This is a genomic window from Rhodococcus sp. NPDC003383 (assembly GCF_053589115.1).
In genome coordinates, this window is the sequence record NZ_JBSFRG010000007.1 from 132,487 (window position 1) to 151,056 (window position 18,570).

General features: G+C 69.3%; 18 protein-coding genes and 1 riboswitch. Of the genes, 9 read left to right on the forward strand and 9 right to left on the reverse strand.

Translation table 11 applies throughout. The annotated features are described in order from the left end of the window. The first annotated feature begins 14 nt into the window (after positions 1-14). The 4 genes from ACWDTS_RS09205 to ACWDTS_RS09220 all read left to right on the forward strand — a co-directional run bounded on the left by ACWDTS_RS09205 (position 15) and on the right by ACWDTS_RS09220 (position 4,046). A complete protein-coding gene (locus ACWDTS_RS09205; protein WP_450109862.1) occupies positions 15-1,100 on the forward strand; it encodes an ABC transporter substrate-binding protein in 1,086 nt (361 codons plus the stop codon). A gap of 145 nt (positions 1,101-1,245) precedes the next feature. Continuing rightward, positions 1,246-1,698 carry a MaoC/PaaZ C-terminal domain-containing protein gene (locus tag ACWDTS_RS09210; RefSeq protein ID WP_374068692.1) on the forward strand — a complete coding sequence of 151 codons (453 nt, stop codon included), beginning with the start codon at positions 1,246-1,248 and terminating at the stop codon, positions 1,696-1,698. A gap of 61 nt (positions 1,699-1,759) precedes the next feature. After that, positions 1,760-2,260 carry a MarR family winged helix-turn-helix transcriptional regulator gene (locus ACWDTS_RS09215; protein ID WP_197252398.1) on the forward strand — a complete coding sequence of 167 codons (501 nt, stop codon included), beginning with the start codon at positions 1,760-1,762 and terminating at the stop codon, positions 2,258-2,260. Next, positions 2,247-4,046, forward strand: coding sequence for an AMP-dependent synthetase/ligase (locus tag ACWDTS_RS09220; protein WP_374068691.1), 1,800 nt, complete (start codon positions 2,247-2,249; stop codon positions 4,044-4,046). The genes ACWDTS_RS09215 and ACWDTS_RS09220 overlap by 14 nt, the downstream gene beginning before the upstream one ends. 79 nt (positions 4,047-4,125) lie before the next feature. Here the strand turns inward: ACWDTS_RS09220 and malQ are convergent, their stop codons facing one another. After that, complete coding sequence (malQ, locus tag ACWDTS_RS09225) at positions 4,126-6,255, reverse strand: 4-alpha-glucanotransferase (protein ID WP_197252368.1); 2,130 nt, start codon at positions 6,253-6,255, stop codon at positions 4,126-4,128. Positions 6,256-6,309: 54 nt separating this feature from the next. Between malQ and ACWDTS_RS09230 the strand changes: the two genes are divergently transcribed. Next, positions 6,310-6,837, forward strand: a complete 528-nt coding sequence (locus ACWDTS_RS09230) for an O-acetyl-ADP-ribose deacetylase (RefSeq protein WP_197252367.1) — start codon at positions 6,310-6,312, stop codon at positions 6,835-6,837. A gap of 39 nt (positions 6,838-6,876) precedes the next feature. Here ACWDTS_RS09230 and ACWDTS_RS09235 read toward each other — a convergent pair whose 3' ends face one another. Next, entirely contained in the window at positions 6,877-8,304 is a 1,428-nt protein-coding gene (locus ACWDTS_RS09235) for a T3SS (YopN, CesT) and YbjN peptide-binding chaperone 1 (protein WP_197252366.1), read from the reverse strand. Positions 8,305-8,449: 145 nt separating this feature from the next. Between ACWDTS_RS09235 and ACWDTS_RS09240 the strand changes: the two genes are divergently transcribed. Then, positions 8,450-8,572: a hypothetical protein gene (locus tag ACWDTS_RS09240; RefSeq protein WP_269437609.1), complete on the forward strand. Its 123-nt coding sequence runs from the start codon at positions 8,450-8,452 to the stop codon at positions 8,570-8,572. 106 nt (positions 8,573-8,678) lie between these two features. Here the strand turns inward: ACWDTS_RS09240 and ACWDTS_RS09245 are convergent, their stop codons facing one another. Then, entirely contained in the window at positions 8,679-9,242 is a 564-nt protein-coding gene (locus tag ACWDTS_RS09245; protein ID WP_450109840.1) for a LysM peptidoglycan-binding domain-containing protein, read from the reverse strand. Between the two features lie 179 nt (positions 9,243-9,421). Continuing rightward, positions 9,422-10,483, reverse strand: coding sequence for an alpha/beta hydrolase (locus ACWDTS_RS09250; RefSeq protein WP_197250181.1), 1,062 nt, complete (start codon positions 10,481-10,483; stop codon positions 9,422-9,424). 151 nt (positions 10,484-10,634) lie between these two features. On the opposite strand from ACWDTS_RS09250, the gene ACWDTS_RS09255 reads away from it, so the two are divergent. Continuing rightward, on the forward strand, positions 10,635-12,020 hold the full coding sequence (locus tag ACWDTS_RS09255; RefSeq protein WP_197250182.1) for a WS/DGAT/MGAT family O-acyltransferase: 1,386 nt from the start codon (positions 10,635-10,637) through the stop codon (positions 12,018-12,020). A gap of 121 nt (positions 12,021-12,141) precedes the next feature. Here the strand turns inward: ACWDTS_RS09255 and ACWDTS_RS09260 are convergent, their stop codons facing one another. Then, positions 12,142-13,350, reverse strand: coding sequence for a fatty acid desaturase family protein (locus ACWDTS_RS09260; RefSeq protein WP_197250183.1), 1,209 nt, complete (start codon positions 13,348-13,350; stop codon positions 12,142-12,144). A gap of 225 nt (positions 13,351-13,575) precedes the next feature. Here ACWDTS_RS09260 and ACWDTS_RS09265 point away from each other — a divergent pair, with 225 nt between their 5' ends. After that, a complete protein-coding gene (locus ACWDTS_RS09265) occupies positions 13,576-14,307 on the forward strand; it encodes a TetR/AcrR family transcriptional regulator C-terminal domain-containing protein (RefSeq protein ID WP_450118018.1) in 732 nt (243 codons plus the stop codon). 312 nt (positions 14,308-14,619) lie between these two features. After that, on the forward strand, positions 14,620-14,919 hold the full coding sequence (locus tag ACWDTS_RS09270) for a hypothetical protein (RefSeq protein WP_450109841.1): 300 nt from the start codon (positions 14,620-14,622) through the stop codon (positions 14,917-14,919). Positions 14,920-15,006: 87 nt separating this feature from the next. Here the strand turns inward: ACWDTS_RS09270 and ACWDTS_RS09275 are convergent, their stop codons facing one another. The 4 genes from ACWDTS_RS09275 to ACWDTS_RS09290 all read right to left on the reverse strand — a co-directional run bounded on the left by ACWDTS_RS09275 (position 15,007) and on the right by ACWDTS_RS09290 (position 18,239). Next, positions 15,007-15,744, reverse strand: coding sequence for an ABC transporter ATP-binding protein (locus ACWDTS_RS09275; protein WP_197250185.1), 738 nt, complete (start codon positions 15,742-15,744; stop codon positions 15,007-15,009). Beyond that, a complete protein-coding gene (locus tag ACWDTS_RS09280) occupies positions 15,741-16,535 on the reverse strand; it encodes an ABC transporter permease (protein WP_450118019.1) in 795 nt (264 codons plus the stop codon). Before ACWDTS_RS09280 ends, ACWDTS_RS09275 begins: the two co-directional genes overlap by 4 nt. After that, the gene (locus tag ACWDTS_RS09285) at positions 16,516-17,535 is read right to left on the reverse strand and encodes an ABC transporter substrate-binding protein (RefSeq protein ID WP_450109842.1); all 1,020 of its coding nucleotides are present in this window, start codon (positions 17,533-17,535) and stop codon (positions 16,516-16,518) included. The genes ACWDTS_RS09280 and ACWDTS_RS09285 overlap by 20 nt, the downstream gene beginning before the upstream one ends. Then, on the reverse strand, positions 17,520-18,239 hold the full coding sequence (locus ACWDTS_RS09290; RefSeq protein WP_197250188.1) for a TenA family protein: 720 nt from the start codon (positions 18,237-18,239) through the stop codon (positions 17,520-17,522). The genes ACWDTS_RS09285 and ACWDTS_RS09290 overlap by 16 nt, the downstream gene beginning before the upstream one ends. Next, positions 18,232-18,329, reverse strand: a riboswitch (TPP riboswitch). (Overlaps the previous gene by 8 nt.) Between the last annotated feature and the right edge of the window lie 241 nt (positions 18,330-18,570).

Genomic DNA, 18,570 nt, shown 5'->3' on the forward strand with positions numbered 1-18,570 from the left:
CACGGATGCCGTCGATGCTGCGAAGAAGGGTTTCGGTGGGCGCGGCCCTCGCCGCGCTGCTCGCACTCGTGTCGACGGCATGCGCCGGCCCGGCCGGGGACACCGGGCAGGTGTCCCCGGCCGGGAAGACGGTGCTGCGATACGAGGGCACGGCCAGTGCGGTCACCTTCCCTGAACTGGCCGAGGACCTCGGCTACTTCGACACGGTGACGTTGGAGTGGTTGGGCGACAACACGAGTGGGCCGTCGAGCATTCAGAACACCGCGACCGGCGAAACGGATTTCGGCTCGGCGTTCTACGGGGCGATCGCCAAACTGGTCGACGCGGGAGCGCCGCTGACCACGGTGATCGCGAACTACGGTTCCGACGGTGACACCGAGGAGGACAGCTTCAACGGGTACTACGTGCTCGACGGCAGTCCGCTGCGGTCGGCGCGGGACCTGATCGGCCGGAAGATCGGGATCAACACCCTCGGCGCGTACCACGAATACGTGATCAAGGAGTGGCTGTTCCGGGCGGGACTGACCGACGAGGAGATCGCACAGGTCGAACTCGTCGTGGTGCCGCCTCTGAACACCGAACAGTCGTTGCGGCAGGGGCAGATCGACGTCGGCAATCTCGGCGGGGTAGTCAAGGATGCGGCGCTCGCGCGCGGCGGACTGCGCCCGCTGTTCACCGACGTGGATCTGACCGGGCCGCTCGGGATCGGCGGGTTCGTCTTCCGGGACGATTTCGTCGCCGAGCATCCCGACGCGGTCGCCGACTTCGTGCAGGGCACCGCGCGTGCGTTGCGGTGGGCGCAGGTCACGCCGCGGCAGGAGGTGATCGACCGGTTCGTGGCGATCATCGAAGCCCGCGGACGCAGCGAGTCCACCGATTTCGTGCGGCAGTGGAAGAGCACCGGGGTGCCGACACCGGGCGGGGTGATCGCCGCCGAGGAGTTCGCGATCTGGATCGACCAGAGCGTGCGGCTGGGCAGTCTGCAGCCCGGTGCCGTCGAGCCGGAGGAGCTGTTCACCAACGAGTTCAACCCCTATGCGAACGGCACCTACCCGCCGGACAGCGGCCCGGACGGGCAGCCGGTCGGAGCTGCCGGCTGAAAAGGAGCTGCCGGCGGGCCGGGGGCGCCGGCAGCGCGTGCCCCGAGGCGATTCGTCGCCTCGGGGCACTCCCGTGTTCGTGGAATGTTCCAATGGCGGAACCGGATCGTTGTCACCGGATCCGGACCCGACCGAGGAGAACCGCGTGAGTGCACCGCAAACCCTGATGTATGCCGAGGACCTGGTGGTCGGCGACCGGATCGAATTGGGGACCCACACGGTCGGCGAGGACGAACTGGTCGATTTCGCCCGGTCGTGGGATCCGCAGTGGTTCCACACCGACCGCGACGCCGCGGCATCGGGGCCGTTCGGAAGCCTGATCGCCAGCGGAATCCACACCCTCGCGGTCGCGCAGCGGCTCACCGTCGAAGCCGCCTACGGACGGTGGGCGGTGATCGCCGGCAGGCAGCTGAGGCAGGTCCGGTTCCTGAGCCCGGTGCTGCCGGGATCCACGCTGACCGGGACCTATGTGATCGACGACGTGACGCTCGACGACCGCGGTCGCGGGCTGGTCACCGCCACCGTCACGCTCGTCGACGACGCGGGAAGGGCGGTGCTCGACGGGGTGGTCGAGTCGTATGTGCGTCGTCGGCGCTAGTCCCGATTCGTGTTCCGGGCCACTCGAGGCTTAAGGTTGCTGTGTGCAACAGAACGATTCTGTGCCCGGACCGGCCGACGCCGAATCCGACGCCTCGCTGCACCCGGCCGTCGTGGCCGAGGTGTACGACGAGTTCGTCCACCTCGTCCGGTACCTGATCGCGGGGGAACGCGCGCACAGCGGCGCGCTGACTTTTACGCAACACTCCCTGCTCGGGTACATCGCCCGAAACCCCGGATGCCGCGCGACCGACGTCTCGGACGCCTTCGGTGTCAACCGCTCCACCGTGTCCCGCCAGCTGCGCACCTGCGTCGACGCCGGCTGGGTCGCGGCGGAACCGGGACCGACCCGGCTCGGGCATCCGCTGAACCTGACCGACCGCGGCCGGACGGTCCTCGAGGACACGGTCGCGCGCCGACACGACGATGTGCGTGCGGGGCTTGCCGGTTGGAACCAGGATGAACTCGACCGGTTCGTCCACCTGCTGCGCCGATTCCGTCACGGTGTGGACACCGCCCCCGCCGCGACGACCGACCCGAACGATGGAGATGCCCGTGCGTGAGTACTCGACCCCCGCCCAGTTCACCGTCGGCGACGACGAGTCCGTCGTCCACACGGTCTTCGTGCACGCGGAGAAGACCCCGCACCGGGTGATGTTCTCGCGCCCCGAAGCGCAGGGCGAATGGGTCGCCGTGACCGCGAGCCAGTTCGCCGAGCAGGTCACCGGCGTCGCGAAGGGCCTGATCGCCAACGGTGTGCAGCCCGGCGACCGGATCGCCCTCCTGTCGGCCACCCGCTACGAGTGGTCCCTGTTCGACTACGCGATCTGGGCCGCCGGCGCGGTGTCGGTGCCGATCTACGACTCGTCGTCCACCGATCAGATCCGCTGGATCCTGCAGGACTCGGAGGCGGTGCTCGCCGTCGTCGAGACCGCCGGCCACGAGGAGCTGTTCGTCGACATGCCGGACACCCTGCGCCGGATCCTGCAGATCGACGGCGGTGCCGTCGACACCCTGATCGCCGAGGGCGCCGACATCGACGACCTCGAGGTCCGGACCCGCCTCGACGGCATCCGCGCCGACGATCTGGCCTCGCTGGTCTACACCTCCGGCACCACGGGCCGGCCCAAGGGCTGCATCCTCACCCACCGCAACTTCCTGTCCGAGGTCCGTGCGATCCTCACCTCCGCGGTCGGCGCGGTCGCCAAGCCCGGCAACCGCGGCCTGACCTTCCTGCCGCTCGCGCACGTGCTGGCCCGCGCGGTGGCGTTGGCGCTGTTCGAATGCGGCGCGGCACAGTCGCACTGGTCGGACTTCTCGACGGTGTCCGCCCAGTTCGAGCGGTACTCGCCGAACATCATCCTCGGTGTGCCGCGCGTGTTCGAGAAGGTGCGCGACGCCGCCGCCGGCAAGGCGGCCGCGGGCGGCAAGCTCAACGCCTCGATCTTCCGGTTCGCCGAGGAGACCGCCATCGCCTACAGCGAGTCCCTCGACCAGGGCGGCCCCTCCCTGGCGCTCAAGGCCAAGCACGCGATGGCCGACAAGCTCGTCTACTCGAAGCTGCGGGCGGCGATGGGCAACGACTGCTGGTACGCGATCTCCGGTGGCGGCGCGCTCAGCCCGAAGCTCGGACACTTCTTCCGCGGCGTCGGCGTGCCGATCTACGAGGGCTACGGCCTGACCGAGTCCACCGCCGCGCACAGCGTCAACATGCCCGGCGCACAGAAGATCGGTTCGGTCGGTCAGCCCTTGGGCGGCAACAGCACCCGCATCGCCGAGGACGGCGAGATCGAGCTGCGCGGCGGCGTGATCTTTCAGGGCTACTGGCGCAACGAGAAGGCCACCGAGGAGGTCTTCCGCGACGGCTGGTTCCGCACCGGCGACCTCGGCGAGATCGACGACGACGGTTACGTGTACATCACCGGCCGCAAGAAGGACCTCATCGTCACCGCCGGCGGAAAGAACGTCTCGCCCGGCCCGCTCGAGGACCGGATGCGTTCGCACACACTGGTTTCGCAGGCCGTGGTGATCGGTGACGGTCGCGCGTTCATCACCGCGCTGCTCACCGTCGATCCCGACGTGTTCGCCAACTGGAAGGCCGAAAACGGCAAGCCCGCCACCGCGACGATCGCCCAGCTGCGGCACGACCCGGCGCTGCGCGACGCGATGCAGACCATCGTCGACGACGCCAACTCGACCGTCTCGCACGCCGAGGCGATCAAGAAGTTCGTGATCCTCGATCGCGACCTGACCGAGGCGACGGGCGAGCTGACCCCGACGCTGAAGATCAAGCGCAACATCGTCACCGAACGCTTCGCCGAGGACATCGAGAGCATGTACGGCCACTGATCGCCGGCGTCGACAGATCCGATGCGGACCCACCCGAACACGGGTGGGTCCGCATCGTCGTCCTGGGTGGATCCGGAAGTCAGCCGCGGACGGCGGCGGCGAGCGCGGCGAACCGGTCGCTACCGGCGAGGTCGTCGAGCAGCACCGCGCGGCCACGACCGTCGGCGAGCGGGATCCGCCAGTTCGGGTATTCGTCGGTGGTGCCGGGCTGGTTCTGGCTGCGTCGTTCACCGACCGCGTCGACGAGTGAAACCGCCAGCAGCGCAGAGGGACTCGCTGCGATCAGCCGGTGCAGCGCCTCGACGGTCTGCGGGTCGGCGACGTCCTGCTCGGTGTCGTCGGGGTCGGCCGGCGGGAGCAGACCCCGGTCGCGGGCGAGCTGCAGCACCGCATCCCGTTCCTGCTCGGCTTCGGCGAGTTCGGCGTCGAGATCGCGTTCGAGCAGGCCGAGTTCCGAGCGCAACCGCACGTGGTCGCCGGCGAGATAACCCGCCGTGGGCGGCAGATCGTGTGTGGTCACCGACGTCAGGCACAGCTGCCGGTAGCTCTCCGGTGGCCGCGGATCGTGCCCGTCCTTCTCGAACCACAGGATCGACGTGCCCGCGACACCGCGACCGGCCAGGTACTGCTGCACCCAGCCCTCGAACACCCCCAGGTCCTCGCCGATCACCACGGCCCCGGCGCGCTGTGCCTCCAGCACCAGGATGCCGACGAGCGCCTCGTGGTCGTACCGGACGTAGGTGCCTTCGTCGGGGGTGCAGCCGTCGGGCACCCACCAGGTGCGGAACAACCCGAGGATGTGGTCGACGCGGAGCCCCCCGGCGTGCCGCAACGCCGCCCGCAGCACGTCCCGGAACGGCCGGTATCCGAGTTCGGCGAGCCGGTCCGGCCGCCACGGCGGCTGGTTCCAGTCCTGACCGCGCTTGTTGAAATCGTCGGGGGGAGCGCCCACCGTCACGCCGGTGGCCAGCGCATCCCCGAGTGTCCACGCGTCGGCACCGTTGCGGCGCACCCCCACCGCCAGGTCGTGCACGATGCCGAGATCCATGCCCGCGGTCCGTGCGGCCTCCTGAGCCGTCGCGAGCTGCTCGTCGCACACCCACTGCAGCCAGCAGTGGAAATCGATGCGGTCGGCCAGTTTCGCGCGCAGCCGCTCGGTGTCCGGGTGATCCGGGGACGGTGCCCGCTTCGCCCACCGTTCGGGGCGATCGCCGAACTTCTCGGCGAGCGCGCACCACAACGCGAAATCCGCGAGCGCCCGGCCACCCTCGGCGCGGAACGTCTCGAACGCCACCTGCCGGGACGCCGAACGCGGCACCCGGTACACGTGTTCGAGCACATCGAGTTTCGCGCGCAAGGTCGCGTCGCGGTCGAGCCGCTTACCCTTGCGGTTCGCGCGCGCGAACTTCGCCGCGTACGCGTCGAGCCGCTTGCGGTGCTTGGTGGGCAGATAGGCCGTCTCGGGGATGTTCTCGACGCGCACATACAGCGGATCGGCGAAGCGCCGCGACGAGGGCAGATAGGGCGACGGCTCGACCGGGGGCCGGGGATCCCCGGCGTGCACCGGGTTGACCAGCAGGAAGTCTCCGTCGTACGCCGCGCCGGTCACCGCGGCCAGATCCGCGAGATCCGCGAAGTCGCCCAGCCCCCACGACCGGCTCGACCGCACCGAATACACCTGGGCCGCAACACCCCACCGTCGCTTCTGCAGCAGCCGGTCCGCGGCCGCGAGCCGGGCGGGTGTCACCACGAGCGTCACGGCCGCCTCGACGTCGTTGCTGCGCGCGCGCAGCGTGTGCCAGCCCGGCGGCAGATCCGGCACCGCGAACGTCGCCCGGCCCACGAGCCGGTCGTCCACAGTGCGCGGCTCGACCCACACGTCGAGCTGCTCGGCCTCGCGTTCGGTGCCATCCTCGGCGACCACCCACACCTCGACGGGATCGCCGTGCGGCACATGCACCGGAAAGGTGCGATGCTCACCCTCGACGACGACCAGCGACGGGGGCAGCATCCGCCGCCACACCCGGTTCGGGACGTCCTCGAGGGACGCGGCGATCTCCTCGTCCGAGCCGGCCGGGATGTCGAGCGCCCCGAGCACCGCCTGCAGCGTGTGGTCGCAGACGTAGTGTTCCTGCCCGTCCCAGCCCCGGTACGAGCAGGAGACGCCGGAACGTTCGGCCAGTTCGCGGAGCTTCACCGTCGCCGTCACGGGATGCGATCATGCCAGGAAAAGGTCCGTCCGTCAGTGCGGAAGGAGCGAATCGTGCCCGACATCGAGATCGTCCCGGGAGACATCACCCGGATCGCGGCGGATGCGATCGTCAACGCGGCGAACTCGTCGCTGCTCGGCGGGGGTGGGGTGGACGGCGCGATTCACCGCGTCGGTGGCCCCGACATCCTCGAGGCCTGCCGGGAACTGCGCGCCACCAGGCTGCCGGACGGGCTGCCCGCGGGCGAAGCCGTCGCCACGACCGCGGGTCGGCTGCCCGCCCGGTGGGTCATCCACACCGTCGGACCGGTGTACTCCGCCCGCGAGGACAGATCTGCGATCCTGCGCTCGGCGTACACGCGCAGCCTCCTCGTCGCCGACGGTCTCGGCGCCCGCATCGTGACGTTCCCGCTCATCTCTGCGGGCGTGTACGGGTGGCCGGTGGACGACGCCGCCCGGCAGGCGGTCGCCGCGATCCGCGCGTCGGTAGCCGCCGTGGAGCGGGCCGTGATGGTCGCGTTCGACGCGGCTGCGGAAGACGCGCTGCGGCGTGCGGTGGCGGGGGAGGAGCGCGATGGATGAGGCCTTCCGGCTTCCATACCGCCCAGGCCGACCCGTGGCCTAGTCGAACAGGGTGGGCTCGTCCGGATCGTCGAACAGGGCGGGCTGTTCCGGCGCGGCCGCCTGGGCCGGCTTGTCCGACACCGCCGGGCGAGCAGGCTTACCCGGCTTCGCCGCCGGCGCGCGCGGCGACTCGTCCGCCGGCCTGTCGAGGAACTCCAGTGCCGCGGTGAGGGATCGGCCCGTCAGCTCCCATTCGAGCGCGCGGGCGTCGGCCGCCTCCATGCCGTCGTCGTCGCCGGCCGCGGCGCGCTCGAGCGCTTCGCACTCCCAGCCGACCTGCTGCTCGACCGTCATCGCGAGGAAACGCTGGAGCTCGGACGGTTCGTTGTCGCCGATCGCCGCGACCGTCTTGACCTGGATCTCCACCTCCCCGTGCAGGTGGAAGTCGCGCAGCGCCAGCAGCGCGAGCGGCAGATCGCCCTCCGACTCGGGAGTCCACGGCGGGTCCTCGTCGTCGTCCGGCGCGCAGACGTGGTCCGGCTCGCGCAGCAGCTCGCCGCCGAGATGGGTGGCGAACTCCACCTCCAGCGTCTCGAGGAACTCGGCCATCCGGTCGAGCCCGGACAGCAGGTGGGCGGGCACGAACGGCGAACTCGGCAGGTGCAGCGCCACCGCGACCCGATCCTCGACCAACACGAACTTCAGGTGCGGCCAGCGGCGGTTGAGATCGGCGACGACCTCCGCGGCGCGGGTACGGCCGGTGATGGTGTGCACAATCGGCGCGAACAGGTCCACCGTCCCCGAACCCTGTCCGATGCCGACGAACAGCAGCACCCCGGCAACGCGCAGCACGATGTCGCCGTCGTCGTCCCACGGCGGCGCCGACCCGATCCGCCGCTGCACGGTCGCCTCGACGAGCTCGCGCAGATGCTCCTCACCGGTCGGCTCGACGGCCACCGGCAGCGCAGGGACAGCGGGTGCCTCGCGGACCGTCGGGAGCGGCTCGAAGGCCGGAGTACGGCCGGGGCCGAACGTCTCGATACGCAGGAACAACGGATGGGGCACACCCCAGATCTCGCGCAGCGCCCGCACCGACACCGCCGCCAGCTCGTCGGACCAACCGGTGGGCCGGTCCATCCAGTAGGCGGGCGAGCCGCCGTCCTCCGGCTCGTCCGGGCCCCGGGTGGGTTCCTGCAGACCCAGCTCGGTCAGCAGCGCCCGATCGGCGGTGCTCAGGCGGCGATCGTCGTCGAGGTGCGCATCCGACGGCACCTCGACACGCACCTGCCCACCGTCCCACGCGTAGAACTGCACACACGGCCCGGCAGGCCCGGCGGACTCCTCGGCCAGCGGTTCGAGCACCAGGCCGTCGCCGTCGCGCATCGCCGCCACGTGGTCGGCCAGGCGCTCCCGGAATTCCTTCCACGCCCGTTCGACGTCGCGATCGAACCGGGTGCCGGCCTTCTCCCATGGCGTACCCGGCATGATCGACCTCTCTTCCGTGACCCGAACGATGTGCCGGAAAGACTAGCGGGGGACTCCGACAATCGACGCTGTCGCAGAGTGTGAGTTGCGATCGCGCTGATCGGAACGGTTCCGTCGCATCCGTGCGGCGCGTCATCATCGCCGCATGATCGGATCCGCCGTGTTCGGCCGTGCCCTCGCCGCCCTCCGGAAACTCGTGGACGCCACGGGCGTGTCCGAGTGTGCCGGTGACGCCGTGGCGACGGTGGCGATCAGGTTCACGCTCTGAGGCAGTTGCCCGCCGGCAGGCAGAGGCGCGGGTCCGTCGTGCCGCCCGGACGCAGACGCCCCCGCCACCGGAAGAGGTGGCGGGGGCGTCCGAATTCCCGTTGCGATTACGGGATGGTGAGCACCTGGCCCGGGTGGATCAGATCCGGGTTCGCGATGCCGTTCGCATCGGCGATGCGCTGGTACTGGTTGCCGTCACCGTAGACGCGCTCGGCGATCGCCCACAGGCTGTCGCCGGGGGCGACGGTGTGGGTGCGCGGCGCCGGCGGGGCCGGGGGCGCGGGTGCGGGCTCGGGAGCGGGAGCGGGCTCGGCGGGAGCAGCGGGAGCCTCGGCCTGCGCGATCGCGGTGTCGGTGGCCCAGATGGCGCGATCACCGGCGTACAGCACGACATTGCGGTCGTCCTGCACCGTCAGGCGCACACCGGAGTTGCCGCTGGTCTGCGACGCCCACACCGGCTCGTTGTTCTCCTTGTAGACGACGAAGTTGCCGTCCTCCTGAACATCCGCGCGCACCGCGCCGGAGCCGTTCGTCATGGCTGCCCAGACGGCCTTGCCGCCTTCGTTCAGCACGAGGTTGCCGTCCTGCTGAAGCGTGAGGGTGTAGGCACCGTTGTCGGACTTGAGTTCCTGGCCGACGCCGAGGCTCTGGCCTGCGTTGAGAGAGCTCACCGCTGTCCCTTTCGGATCGATGTAACACGGTCGGCGTCCGCTCGCGGCGGTTGCCGAGACGAACAGTACAGAGCGGACAGCCGGTGCACGTGGATTCGACACGCGTCCCGCGTGTTTCGACGACGCGCGTCACATCCGGCAATCGGCGGGCGGTTGGGCCACGTGGCCGAACGCGTGGATCACCCGGCCTGGTTCCGGGTGGCGCTCACGTCGAGGGCCCGGACAAAGGAACCGATCTCGGCGACCGCGCGAGCGCCCTCGGGCACCACGGCCGATGCGGCCTGGAACACGTGCACCTGACGTTCCCAGATCTGCAGTTCACACGGCACCCCTGCGGCGCCGAGTCGGTGCGCCATCAGCTCGGCGTCGGCGAATGTCATCTCGTGCGAACCGGTCTGGATCAGAGTGGGCGGCATACCCCTCAGGTCGGCATCGACGGGTGAGCCGACAGGTTCGTGGCCGGCGCCGCGGGCCGTGTCGACCCGCTCGATGAGGGAGGCCAGGGCGGGAACGGCCCGGCGCGGAAACAGCGCGCAGTGCCGCGAATTCGGGTGGTCGAGTTTGCCGTGCGGATCGAGGTCGGTCAGCGGTGACAGCGCGACGATGCCCGCGGGCCGGCCCAGGCCCAGCCGCAGCGACTCGAGCGCCACCGCGAACGAGAGGAATCCCCCCGCGGAATCGCCCGCGATCACGATGCGTTCGATAGGGACACCCTGAGCGAGGAGCCATCGCAGCCCGGCGACCCCGTCCTCGACGGAGTGGCGGATCGGGTGTCCGCGCAGCATCCGGTAGCCGACGTTGAGCACCGGGGCGCCGGTGGCCGCGGAGATCCGCGACACCATCTGCCGGTGGGTGCCCAACCCGCAGCACAGGAATGCGCCGCCGTGCAGATACAGGATGGTGGTCTGCCCACCCGGTACCGCCGTGTCGACGCCGGGCCCGGTGAGGTATTCGGCCGGACAGGTCGGCAGCTTCACCGGCCACCGCCGCGTGCCGGGCACCTGGGCGAGCGGAAACGCGAGCCGCTCGACGAGGGTGGTCGGCCACGGAAGGTTCGGTGCCAGCGCCCACGCATCGATGGCGGGGCGAACGGTCCGGCGCACCGACGCCGACAGCAGGCGGGACGCGGTGCTGATCCCGGCGAATTCGCGCACCAGCACGGGGGTGCTCACGAGCGCGATCGGGGCTGCGGTGGACAGGGCTGCGGTGGACAGGGCTGTACGTGCCAGTGCGGTGTTCATGCGCGGCCTCCTCGTCGCTGCTTTCGCTCGCCCCTTCCCCAGTGAATGCTTGCTGAACTCCGGATACCCGAGGGTACGACCGACGTAACATGGTCGGCAGGTTCGTAACTGGATAGAGATCCTCGCGAAAGGGGCACCGCAGGTGGGAATCATGTCCGTTACGGATTCGATATTCCTGTTCGCCGAGACCCGCGAACACCCGATGCACGTCGGATCGGTCCAGTTGTTCACTCCGCCCGCGGATGCCGGACCGGATTACGTCGCCGATCTGTACGCCCGCATGATCGGCGTCACCGACATCGACCCGCTGTTCCGCCGACGTCCCGGCGATCCGGTTTCGACGCTCGGGCACGTGTGGTGGTCCGAGGACCGCGACGTCGACCTCGAATACCACGTGCGGCACTCGGCACTGCCTGCTCCCGGCCGGTTCCGGGAACTGTTCGCCCTCGTCTCGCGATTACACGGCACCCTGCTGGACCGGCACCGGCCACTGTGGGAGATGTACCTGATCGAAGGGCTCGAGGGTGGACGGTTCGCGTGGTACTCGAAAATCCACCATTCGCTGGTCGACGGGGTGTCGGCGCTGCGGTTGCTGCAGCGCACCCTGAGCCCCGACCCGGATCTCGCCGAGCCGATCGCCCCGTGGCACCTGCCGCGCCCGGACCGAGCCGGCAGCGACGGCGCTGCGCCGTCCGGATCGTTGCTCGGGACGGCCGGAGCGTTGCTCGGGACGGCGCGGTCGCTGGCCGGTGATGTCGCCGATGCTGTTCCGGCCGCAGTGCGGATCGGGCGGCTCGCCGTCGGTCCGCGCAAGGTCGCACTGCCGTACGAGGCGCCCCGCACGATGTTCAACGTGCCGATCGGAGGTGCGCGACGGTTCGCTGCGCAATCCTGGGATCGCGAGCGACTCGCCCGCGTGCGCCGCGCCGCGGACGTATCGGGCAACGATGTGGTCCTGGCGATGTGCGCCGGTGCGTTGCGGGCATATCTGCTCGAACACGATGCGCTGCCGGATGATCCGCTGATCGCGATGGTTCCGGTGTCGCTGCGTCCCAAGGATCGGCCGGGCGACGGCGGCAACAGCGTCGGGGTGACGTTGTGCAATCTCGGCACCGACCGCGCGGACCCGCTCGATCGGCTCTCCGTGATCTCCGACTCCATGAGCCAGGGCAAGTCGCTGTTCGGTGACATGACCGCACTGCAGGCGCTCGCGTGGTCCGGGTTCATCATCTCGCCGCTCGGCCTGGCTCCGGTTCCCGGGTTCGTCCGGCTGACCCCGCCACCGTTCAACATCGTCATCTCCAACGTACCGGGTCCTCGGAATCCGTTGTACTGGATGGGATCCCATCTCGAGGGGATCTATCCGACCTCGATAGTCATGGACGGTCTGGCGTTGAACATCACGGTGACGAACACCGAGAAGTCCGTCGACTTCGGTGTCGTGGGCGGGCGCCGTGCGGTTCCGAGCCTGCAGCGGATCCTGGTGCACCTGGACGAGTCGCTCGTGGAACTCGAAGCGGCACTGCAATTGTCGTGACGGGAGGCCGGAGGGTCGAAGAGTTCCTGCGGCCCGACGGGAGTATCGCGACCTGCCGAACGAGCGGTCGTCGACGGCAAGGTACTACGCCGGCGAGCTGCCCGAGGAGGGGAGTTCTCCGTCAGCAGGTGCGACGATGCCCGGACAGGTTTCGCAGGGCTGTCCGCAGCCCGGTGCGGGAAGCCGGAAACTCGACGCCGGTCTCACACGAGGCGCGGAACTTCAGTTCGGAGGCCGTCTCCGGGGCATCGTCGGCGGTCGCTCGCAGGAATCGGTCGGGCAGTGCGAGCTTGTGGATGGTGCGCAACGTCAGCAGGTACTGCCGTGCAAGGGGGCCGGTGGTGTAGGGCAGGTCGTACTTGTCGCACAGTGCTTTCACCTTGGTGGAGATTTCCGCATAGCGGTTGCTCGGGATATCGGGGAAGAGGTGGTGCTCGATCTGGTAGCAGAGATTGCCGCTCAGGAATGCCATCACCGGGCCGGCCCGAAAGTTGGCCGTGCCGAGCATCTGCCGCAGATACCATTCGGCCTTCGTCTCGTTCTCGAATTCGGCGAGGGTGAACTTCTCGGCGCCGTCGGGGAAGTGCCCGCAGAAGATCACCACGTACGCCCACACGTTCCGCAGCAGATTCGCGGTCAGGTTCGCCGTCAGTGTTCGCCGCCAGCGGCGTCCGGTGAGGGCGGGAAAGAGCAGGTAGTCCTTGCCCGTCTGGCGGGCGACCTTCCGGATCAGCACTCGAAAGCGGTCGGATTTCCCGGCACCGGCAAGGTTCTGTTCGGCGTGTACGTCGTGCAGAGCGATGCCCCATTCGAACGTGGCTGCCAGCAACAGGTTCTGCAGCGGCTGCAGGAGATGTACGGGCTTCCACGGCTGGTCGCGGGTGATGCGGAAGACGTCGTAGCCGAGGTCGTCGTCCAGTCCGACGACGTTGCTGAACACGTGGTGGCGGTAGTTGTGGGAGTAGCGCCACTGCGACGAGGGGCCTGCCATGTCCCATTCCCAGGTGCTGGAGTGGATTTCCGGGTCGTTCATCCAGTCCCACTGGCCGTGGGAGACGTTGTGGCCGATCTCCATGTTCTCGACGCTCTTGGCCACGCCGAGCGCTGCCGTCCCGAGGATCCAGCCCGGCAGGCTCCTGCTGCCGTGGATCACCAGCCGCGCAGCGGCATCCAGTATCCGCTGGAAGGCGATGGTGCGGCGGATGTAGGCGGCGTCGGCGGCGCCGAGCGACTCGATGACACTGCGGCGGATGCCGGTCAGCTCGTCGCTGAGCGACTCGACGTCCTCGGCGGCGAGGTGGGCGTACTCCTTGATGTCGGAGATGGCCATGGTGTGCTCCAGGTTCCGACCTCACCCGGAAACCCCGGGTGCGGGGCGGCGAGAGCGACCGGCGGGAAGGACGTTCCCGAAGACGATGATCGTGACCGCTGCCCGAGGTCCACGTTGTAGGACCAGTCAACGCCGCCGCCGCCGAGGTGTCAACACTGTAGACCTACACACAAGGTCTACGGCAGAGGTCTACGGTGGAGGACAGTGAGTGAAGGAAGGGTTCCGATGGCCGAATCTCCCGCTCGTCCCCCGCGCAGCTCAGGCGGTGATCCAGGCCCGGAACGTAGCCCGATCACCCAGCAGCGAATCGTCGCTGCGGCACTCGAGATCGTCGACCGCGACGGCGTCGATGCGTTGTCCATGCGCCGGCTGGGCAAGGTCCTCGGCCGTGACCCGATGACCCTCTACCGTCACGCCCCGAACAAAGCCGCTCTCCTCGACGCCGTCGCCGAGAGCGTTCTCGAACAACTCCGGGTCGGCACCGACGAGGGAGATTGGACAAGCCAACTCCGGGAGGTCGCCCGGAACTTCCGCCGGTTGGCGCTCGAGCATCCCCACGTGGTCCCACTGCTGGTCACCCGGCCCCTCGAGACGCCCCTCGGATTGCGGCCCCGGGGAACACTGCGTCCGCTCGAAGACATCCTCACCCTGCTCACCCGGGCCGGTTTCACGGCGACCGACGCCCTGCACGTCTACCGGCCGCTCTTCGGCTTCCTCTACGGTCACGTCCTGAACGAACTCCAGGAACTCGTCGAACGACCCGACGAGCACGAAGACCTGCTGCGCCTGGGCCTGCATCGCCTGCCGATCGGCGAGTTCCCGCTCCTGCGCAGCCTCGCACCCGTACTGGCGTCGTACGACGGTGCTGCGGAACTCGAACGCGGCCTCGACATTCTGATCGCCGGCCTCGTCGCCACACTGCCTCACCCCGACAGCCCGGCCCCTGCGGCGAGCTGAATCCGGAAGTCGGTCGTTGCAGCCGTCCCGGACACGGTCCGCTGCCCGCAGCCATGTTGCGAAGATGGCTGAGGCACAACAGAAATGGGTGGATCAGGTCGAGGGTCGAGGAACACCACCGCAACCATCGACGGGGACCGCATTCCGCGCGCTCACCGAGTTGACGAGCGCGACGTGCGCCCTGTCGGCTCGCCGATCCACGACCGTGACACCGAGTGCAGGTCTACCGCATCGTCCGCGAGTAGAGTCGCTGTGACAGCCACCGAGCGTGGTGCAGTGTCACGCCCTCGACCGAAGGGAAGGACGGCCGCCATGTCTTCTGCCATCCAGCAGGCGCCCACCAGCATCGTAACCGCGTCCATCAAAGCGGCAGACCTGCCGGGGTTCGCCAGCGAGGGGCCGATCCTCGTCGAGGTGGACACCTGGGAGCAGGCGGGGCGAATGTACCGGCGCAGCTATCTGGTCGAAACGACTGTCGAGCGACAACAAGACGAAGCACCTCATGCTCGCGAAATCCGGGTCACCTTCGCGGAATCGGGAATCGACGCAGTCACTTTCGCGCCTGCGGACGATGTGGTCGTTCTCCGTCCGTTCCTTGTCAGGCATCGTTGATTCCTCGCGAGGGGAAGAGTCCGACCGGCGCACTTCGGTATTCGTTCGAGCCGGTTCATCGGTCGGCCGAAGGTTGCGTCGTGACCTTCACTTCGTGTGGAGGATGTCGACGAGTTCGCGTTCCAGCGCCACGAATTCCGGGTCGGTGAGGGTCTCGAGCGTGCGCGGCCGCGGCAGCGGGACCCGCACCTCGTGCCGGATCCGCGCCGGGCGCGGGGAGAGCACGAGCACCCGATCGGACAGCAACACCGCCTCGCGCACGTCGTGCGTGATCATCAGCACGGTCCAGCGGTCCCGCATCCACACGTCCTGCAACCACAGCTGCATGTCGGTGCGGGTCAGCGAATCCAGCGCGCCGAACGGCTCGTCGAGGAGCACGACGTCGCGGCCCTGCACGACCGTGCGTGCCAGCGCCGCCCGTTGGCGCATCCCGCCGGACAGTTCCCCCGGACGCGCATTCTCGAACCCGGCCAGCCCGAACGCGGGGAACAGCTTCGCGGCACGCGCCCGGGCTTCGGCGCGCGGGATCCCCTGGACCTCGAGGCCGAGCGCGCAGTTGTCGACGACGCTGCGCCACGGGAACAGCAGGTCCTTCTGCGGCATCAACGCGGCCCGGCCGGGCGCGGCCGGTGCGCCGCCGACGGTGACGGTGCCGGTGTCGGGGGTGTCGAGGCCGGCGATCAGCCCGAACAGCGTGGACTTGCCGGAGCCGCTCGGTCCGATCACCGACACGAACTCGCCCCCGGCGACGTCGAAGTCGATGCCGTCGAGCACCGCGCGGTCCGCGAAGGAACGGTGCACCGCGGAGACGGTCACGGCGGTCATCTGCGGCTCCCCGTGGACAGGGCCCAGGGCGCGACGATCCGCTCGACCAGGTAGGTGAGCAGATACAGCGCCAGCGACAGGGCGGCGGTGACGAGCACCGCGGCGAGCACCAGATCGGTGCGGAACGAGTTCTTCTGGGTGCTCATGTAGATGCCCAGCCCCGACGTGGCCCCCACGTACTCGGCGAACACCGCGCCGACCACCGCGTAGGTGATGCCGATGCGCAGCGCCGTGAAGAACCGCGGCAGCGCCGACGGCAGGCGCACGTACCGGAACACCTGGCCGCGGGACGCGCCCATGCTGCGCAGCAACGCCCCGGCCTCCCGGTCCGCGGCGGCGAACCCCTCGATCAGCCCGATCGCCATGGGGAAGAACGTCGCCAGCGCGATCACCAGGACCTTCGGCAGCAACCCGAAACCGAACCAGATGATCATCAGCGGGGCGATCGCGATGATCGGCAGGGTCTGCGACACCACGAACAGTGGCACCAGCGCGCGGCGCAGCCACGGCGAGAAGTCCACGACGATCGACAGGGCCCACGCAACCACGAGGGACACCGCGAACCCGATGATCGTCACCTGCAACGTCGACCACGTGTGGGCGGCCAGGTCGTCGCGGTGCGCCCACCCCTGCCCGAGCACCCGGGCGGGGGAGGGCAGCACCTGCGGGCGGATCCCGGAGACCGTCACGTACAGCTGCCAGAGCGCGACGAGCGCGAGCACGACCACCGCGGCGGGGGCGGCGATGCGGACCCAGCGCGGTGACGACGGGTCAGGACGTGAGGTAGTCATCGGTGAAGTAGGTGGACCAGTCCGGCTCCTCGGTCAGCGGCCGGCCGTCGGGTCCGGCGAGCAGACCCTTCTCGTACAGGAACCGCGAGTAGCCGGTCCAGCGTTCGAGGGTCTGGGTGCCCACGTTCCCGTTCTCGTCGCGCAGCTGGTCCGCCGAGAGCATGCGCTGGCTCTCGAAGACGAGCGCTTCGTCCTCGAAGGCCCCCGGGTTGGCGTCGATGAGGTCCCGGGCGGCGCGCTCGGGATCCTCGGCGGCGATCTCGTAGCCGCGCTGAACGGCCTGCACGAACGCGCGTGCCTGCTCCGGGTGTTCGGCCAGCCAGTCCTCGTTGCCGCTGATCACGATGGCGTAGGCGTCGGGGAACCCGTAGTCGGTGTACGAGAAGTAGCGCATCGGCAGGCCGCGATGTTCGGCCTCGATGCCCTCCCACGCGAGATAGGACGCGGTGAAGTCCGCGGTTCCCGAGTACACCGCCTCGTACGCGGACGTGCCGAGGATGACGGACGTGAACTCGCCGCGGCCACCGTCGTTGCGGATGACCTGACGCAGCGTCTCCTCGTCGCCGGGATCGCCGAACCCGGCGTAGATGTGACCGTCGAGGTCTCTCGGCCGCGCGAGATCGGCGCGGTCCGCCTTGACGGCGATGCCGGTCGCCCAGTGCTGCAGCGGGGCGAGCACCGAGACGGTGTGCGATCCGGCGGCGCGGGCGAAGGTCGTCATCCCCTGGGTGGAGATGCCGAACTCGGCGTTGCCCGCGTCGACGAGGGTATCCGGGGTCGTGTTGTTGTACGGCAGGATCTCCACGTCGAGACCGGCCTCGTCGAACAAACCCTCCTGCATCGCCACGTACAGGCCGGTGTGGTTGGTGTTCGGCGTCCAGTCCAGTGCGAAGCGGATCGTGTCGTCCGATTCGGACGAGGAACAGGCGGGGACCAGGGCGATCGCGACGATCGCGACCAGCAGGGCGGTGAGGCGGCGGAGAGTCACGATTCCGGCCATTCCTGCCGGTGCAGCGCGGTGTCCCAGAACATCAGCTCGTAGCGGGTCGCGACGGTGAACGCGTCGAGCATCGCGGCACGGTCGGCGTCGGTGGCGGCGACCGCCGCGGCGTCGACCAGTTCGCGGGCGGTCGCGACCGCGGCGTGGAATTCGGGGGCGTCGTAGGTGGTCACCCACTGCGCGTACGGGTGCTGCGGGTCGGTGGCGAGGACCCCGGAGGCGCGGGCGGCGAGGTCGCGGCCCACTTCGGCGTAGATCCAGAAACACGGCAGCACGGCCGCAGCACCGACCGCGTACGGCTCGGTGGCGACGGTCGCCGTGAGATAGGAGACGTACCCGAGGCAGGCGGGGGAGTGGGCGGGCGCGGCCTCACCGGGCGGCAGAACCCCGCCGGTGAGCAGGCTCTTGTGCAGCGCCGACTCCTCGGTGGCCGCCGTGGCGGCACTGGTCGCCCAGAACGCGGCGGTTGCCGGATCCGGGGACTTGGCGGACAACAGCGCGAGGGCCTTGGCGTACCCGGCGAGGTACAGCGCGTCCTGCTCGATGTAGAAGCGGAAGGCGTCGAGCGGCAGCGTTCCGTCGCCCAGGCGGTGGAGGAATTCGAGGTCGTCGATCGACCGGCGCAGCGTCTCGGTGTGCTGCCACATCCGATCGGTGAAGCGGTCGGTGGAAACAAGAGGCGAAACGTCGACAGGCACAGACATGCCGGGACATCCCTTCGTCAGCATTACCTGATGCAGGTTCTACGGGTGTGATCTCAGCCCCGCGCGCGCGGAGCACCCCGTGTCGGACGAACGCGACCTTAGCAGGGCGTTCCGCGCAACGGGCCCCCGGGGTACCGGACCCGGGGGCTGCGCCGGGAATGTCCGGACAACCTGTTCCGTGGACACAAAACAGCCTGTATGTTTGGCGATCGTCAGCGCGGTCTCCGGCGGTGTGAAGGGCCCGACGATTCCGTGCGACGACCATGCTGCGAGACCTCCCGGCTCGCGCTCGGGCGGTCGCGGGAGGGTGTCGACGGCGACTCCGCCTGCG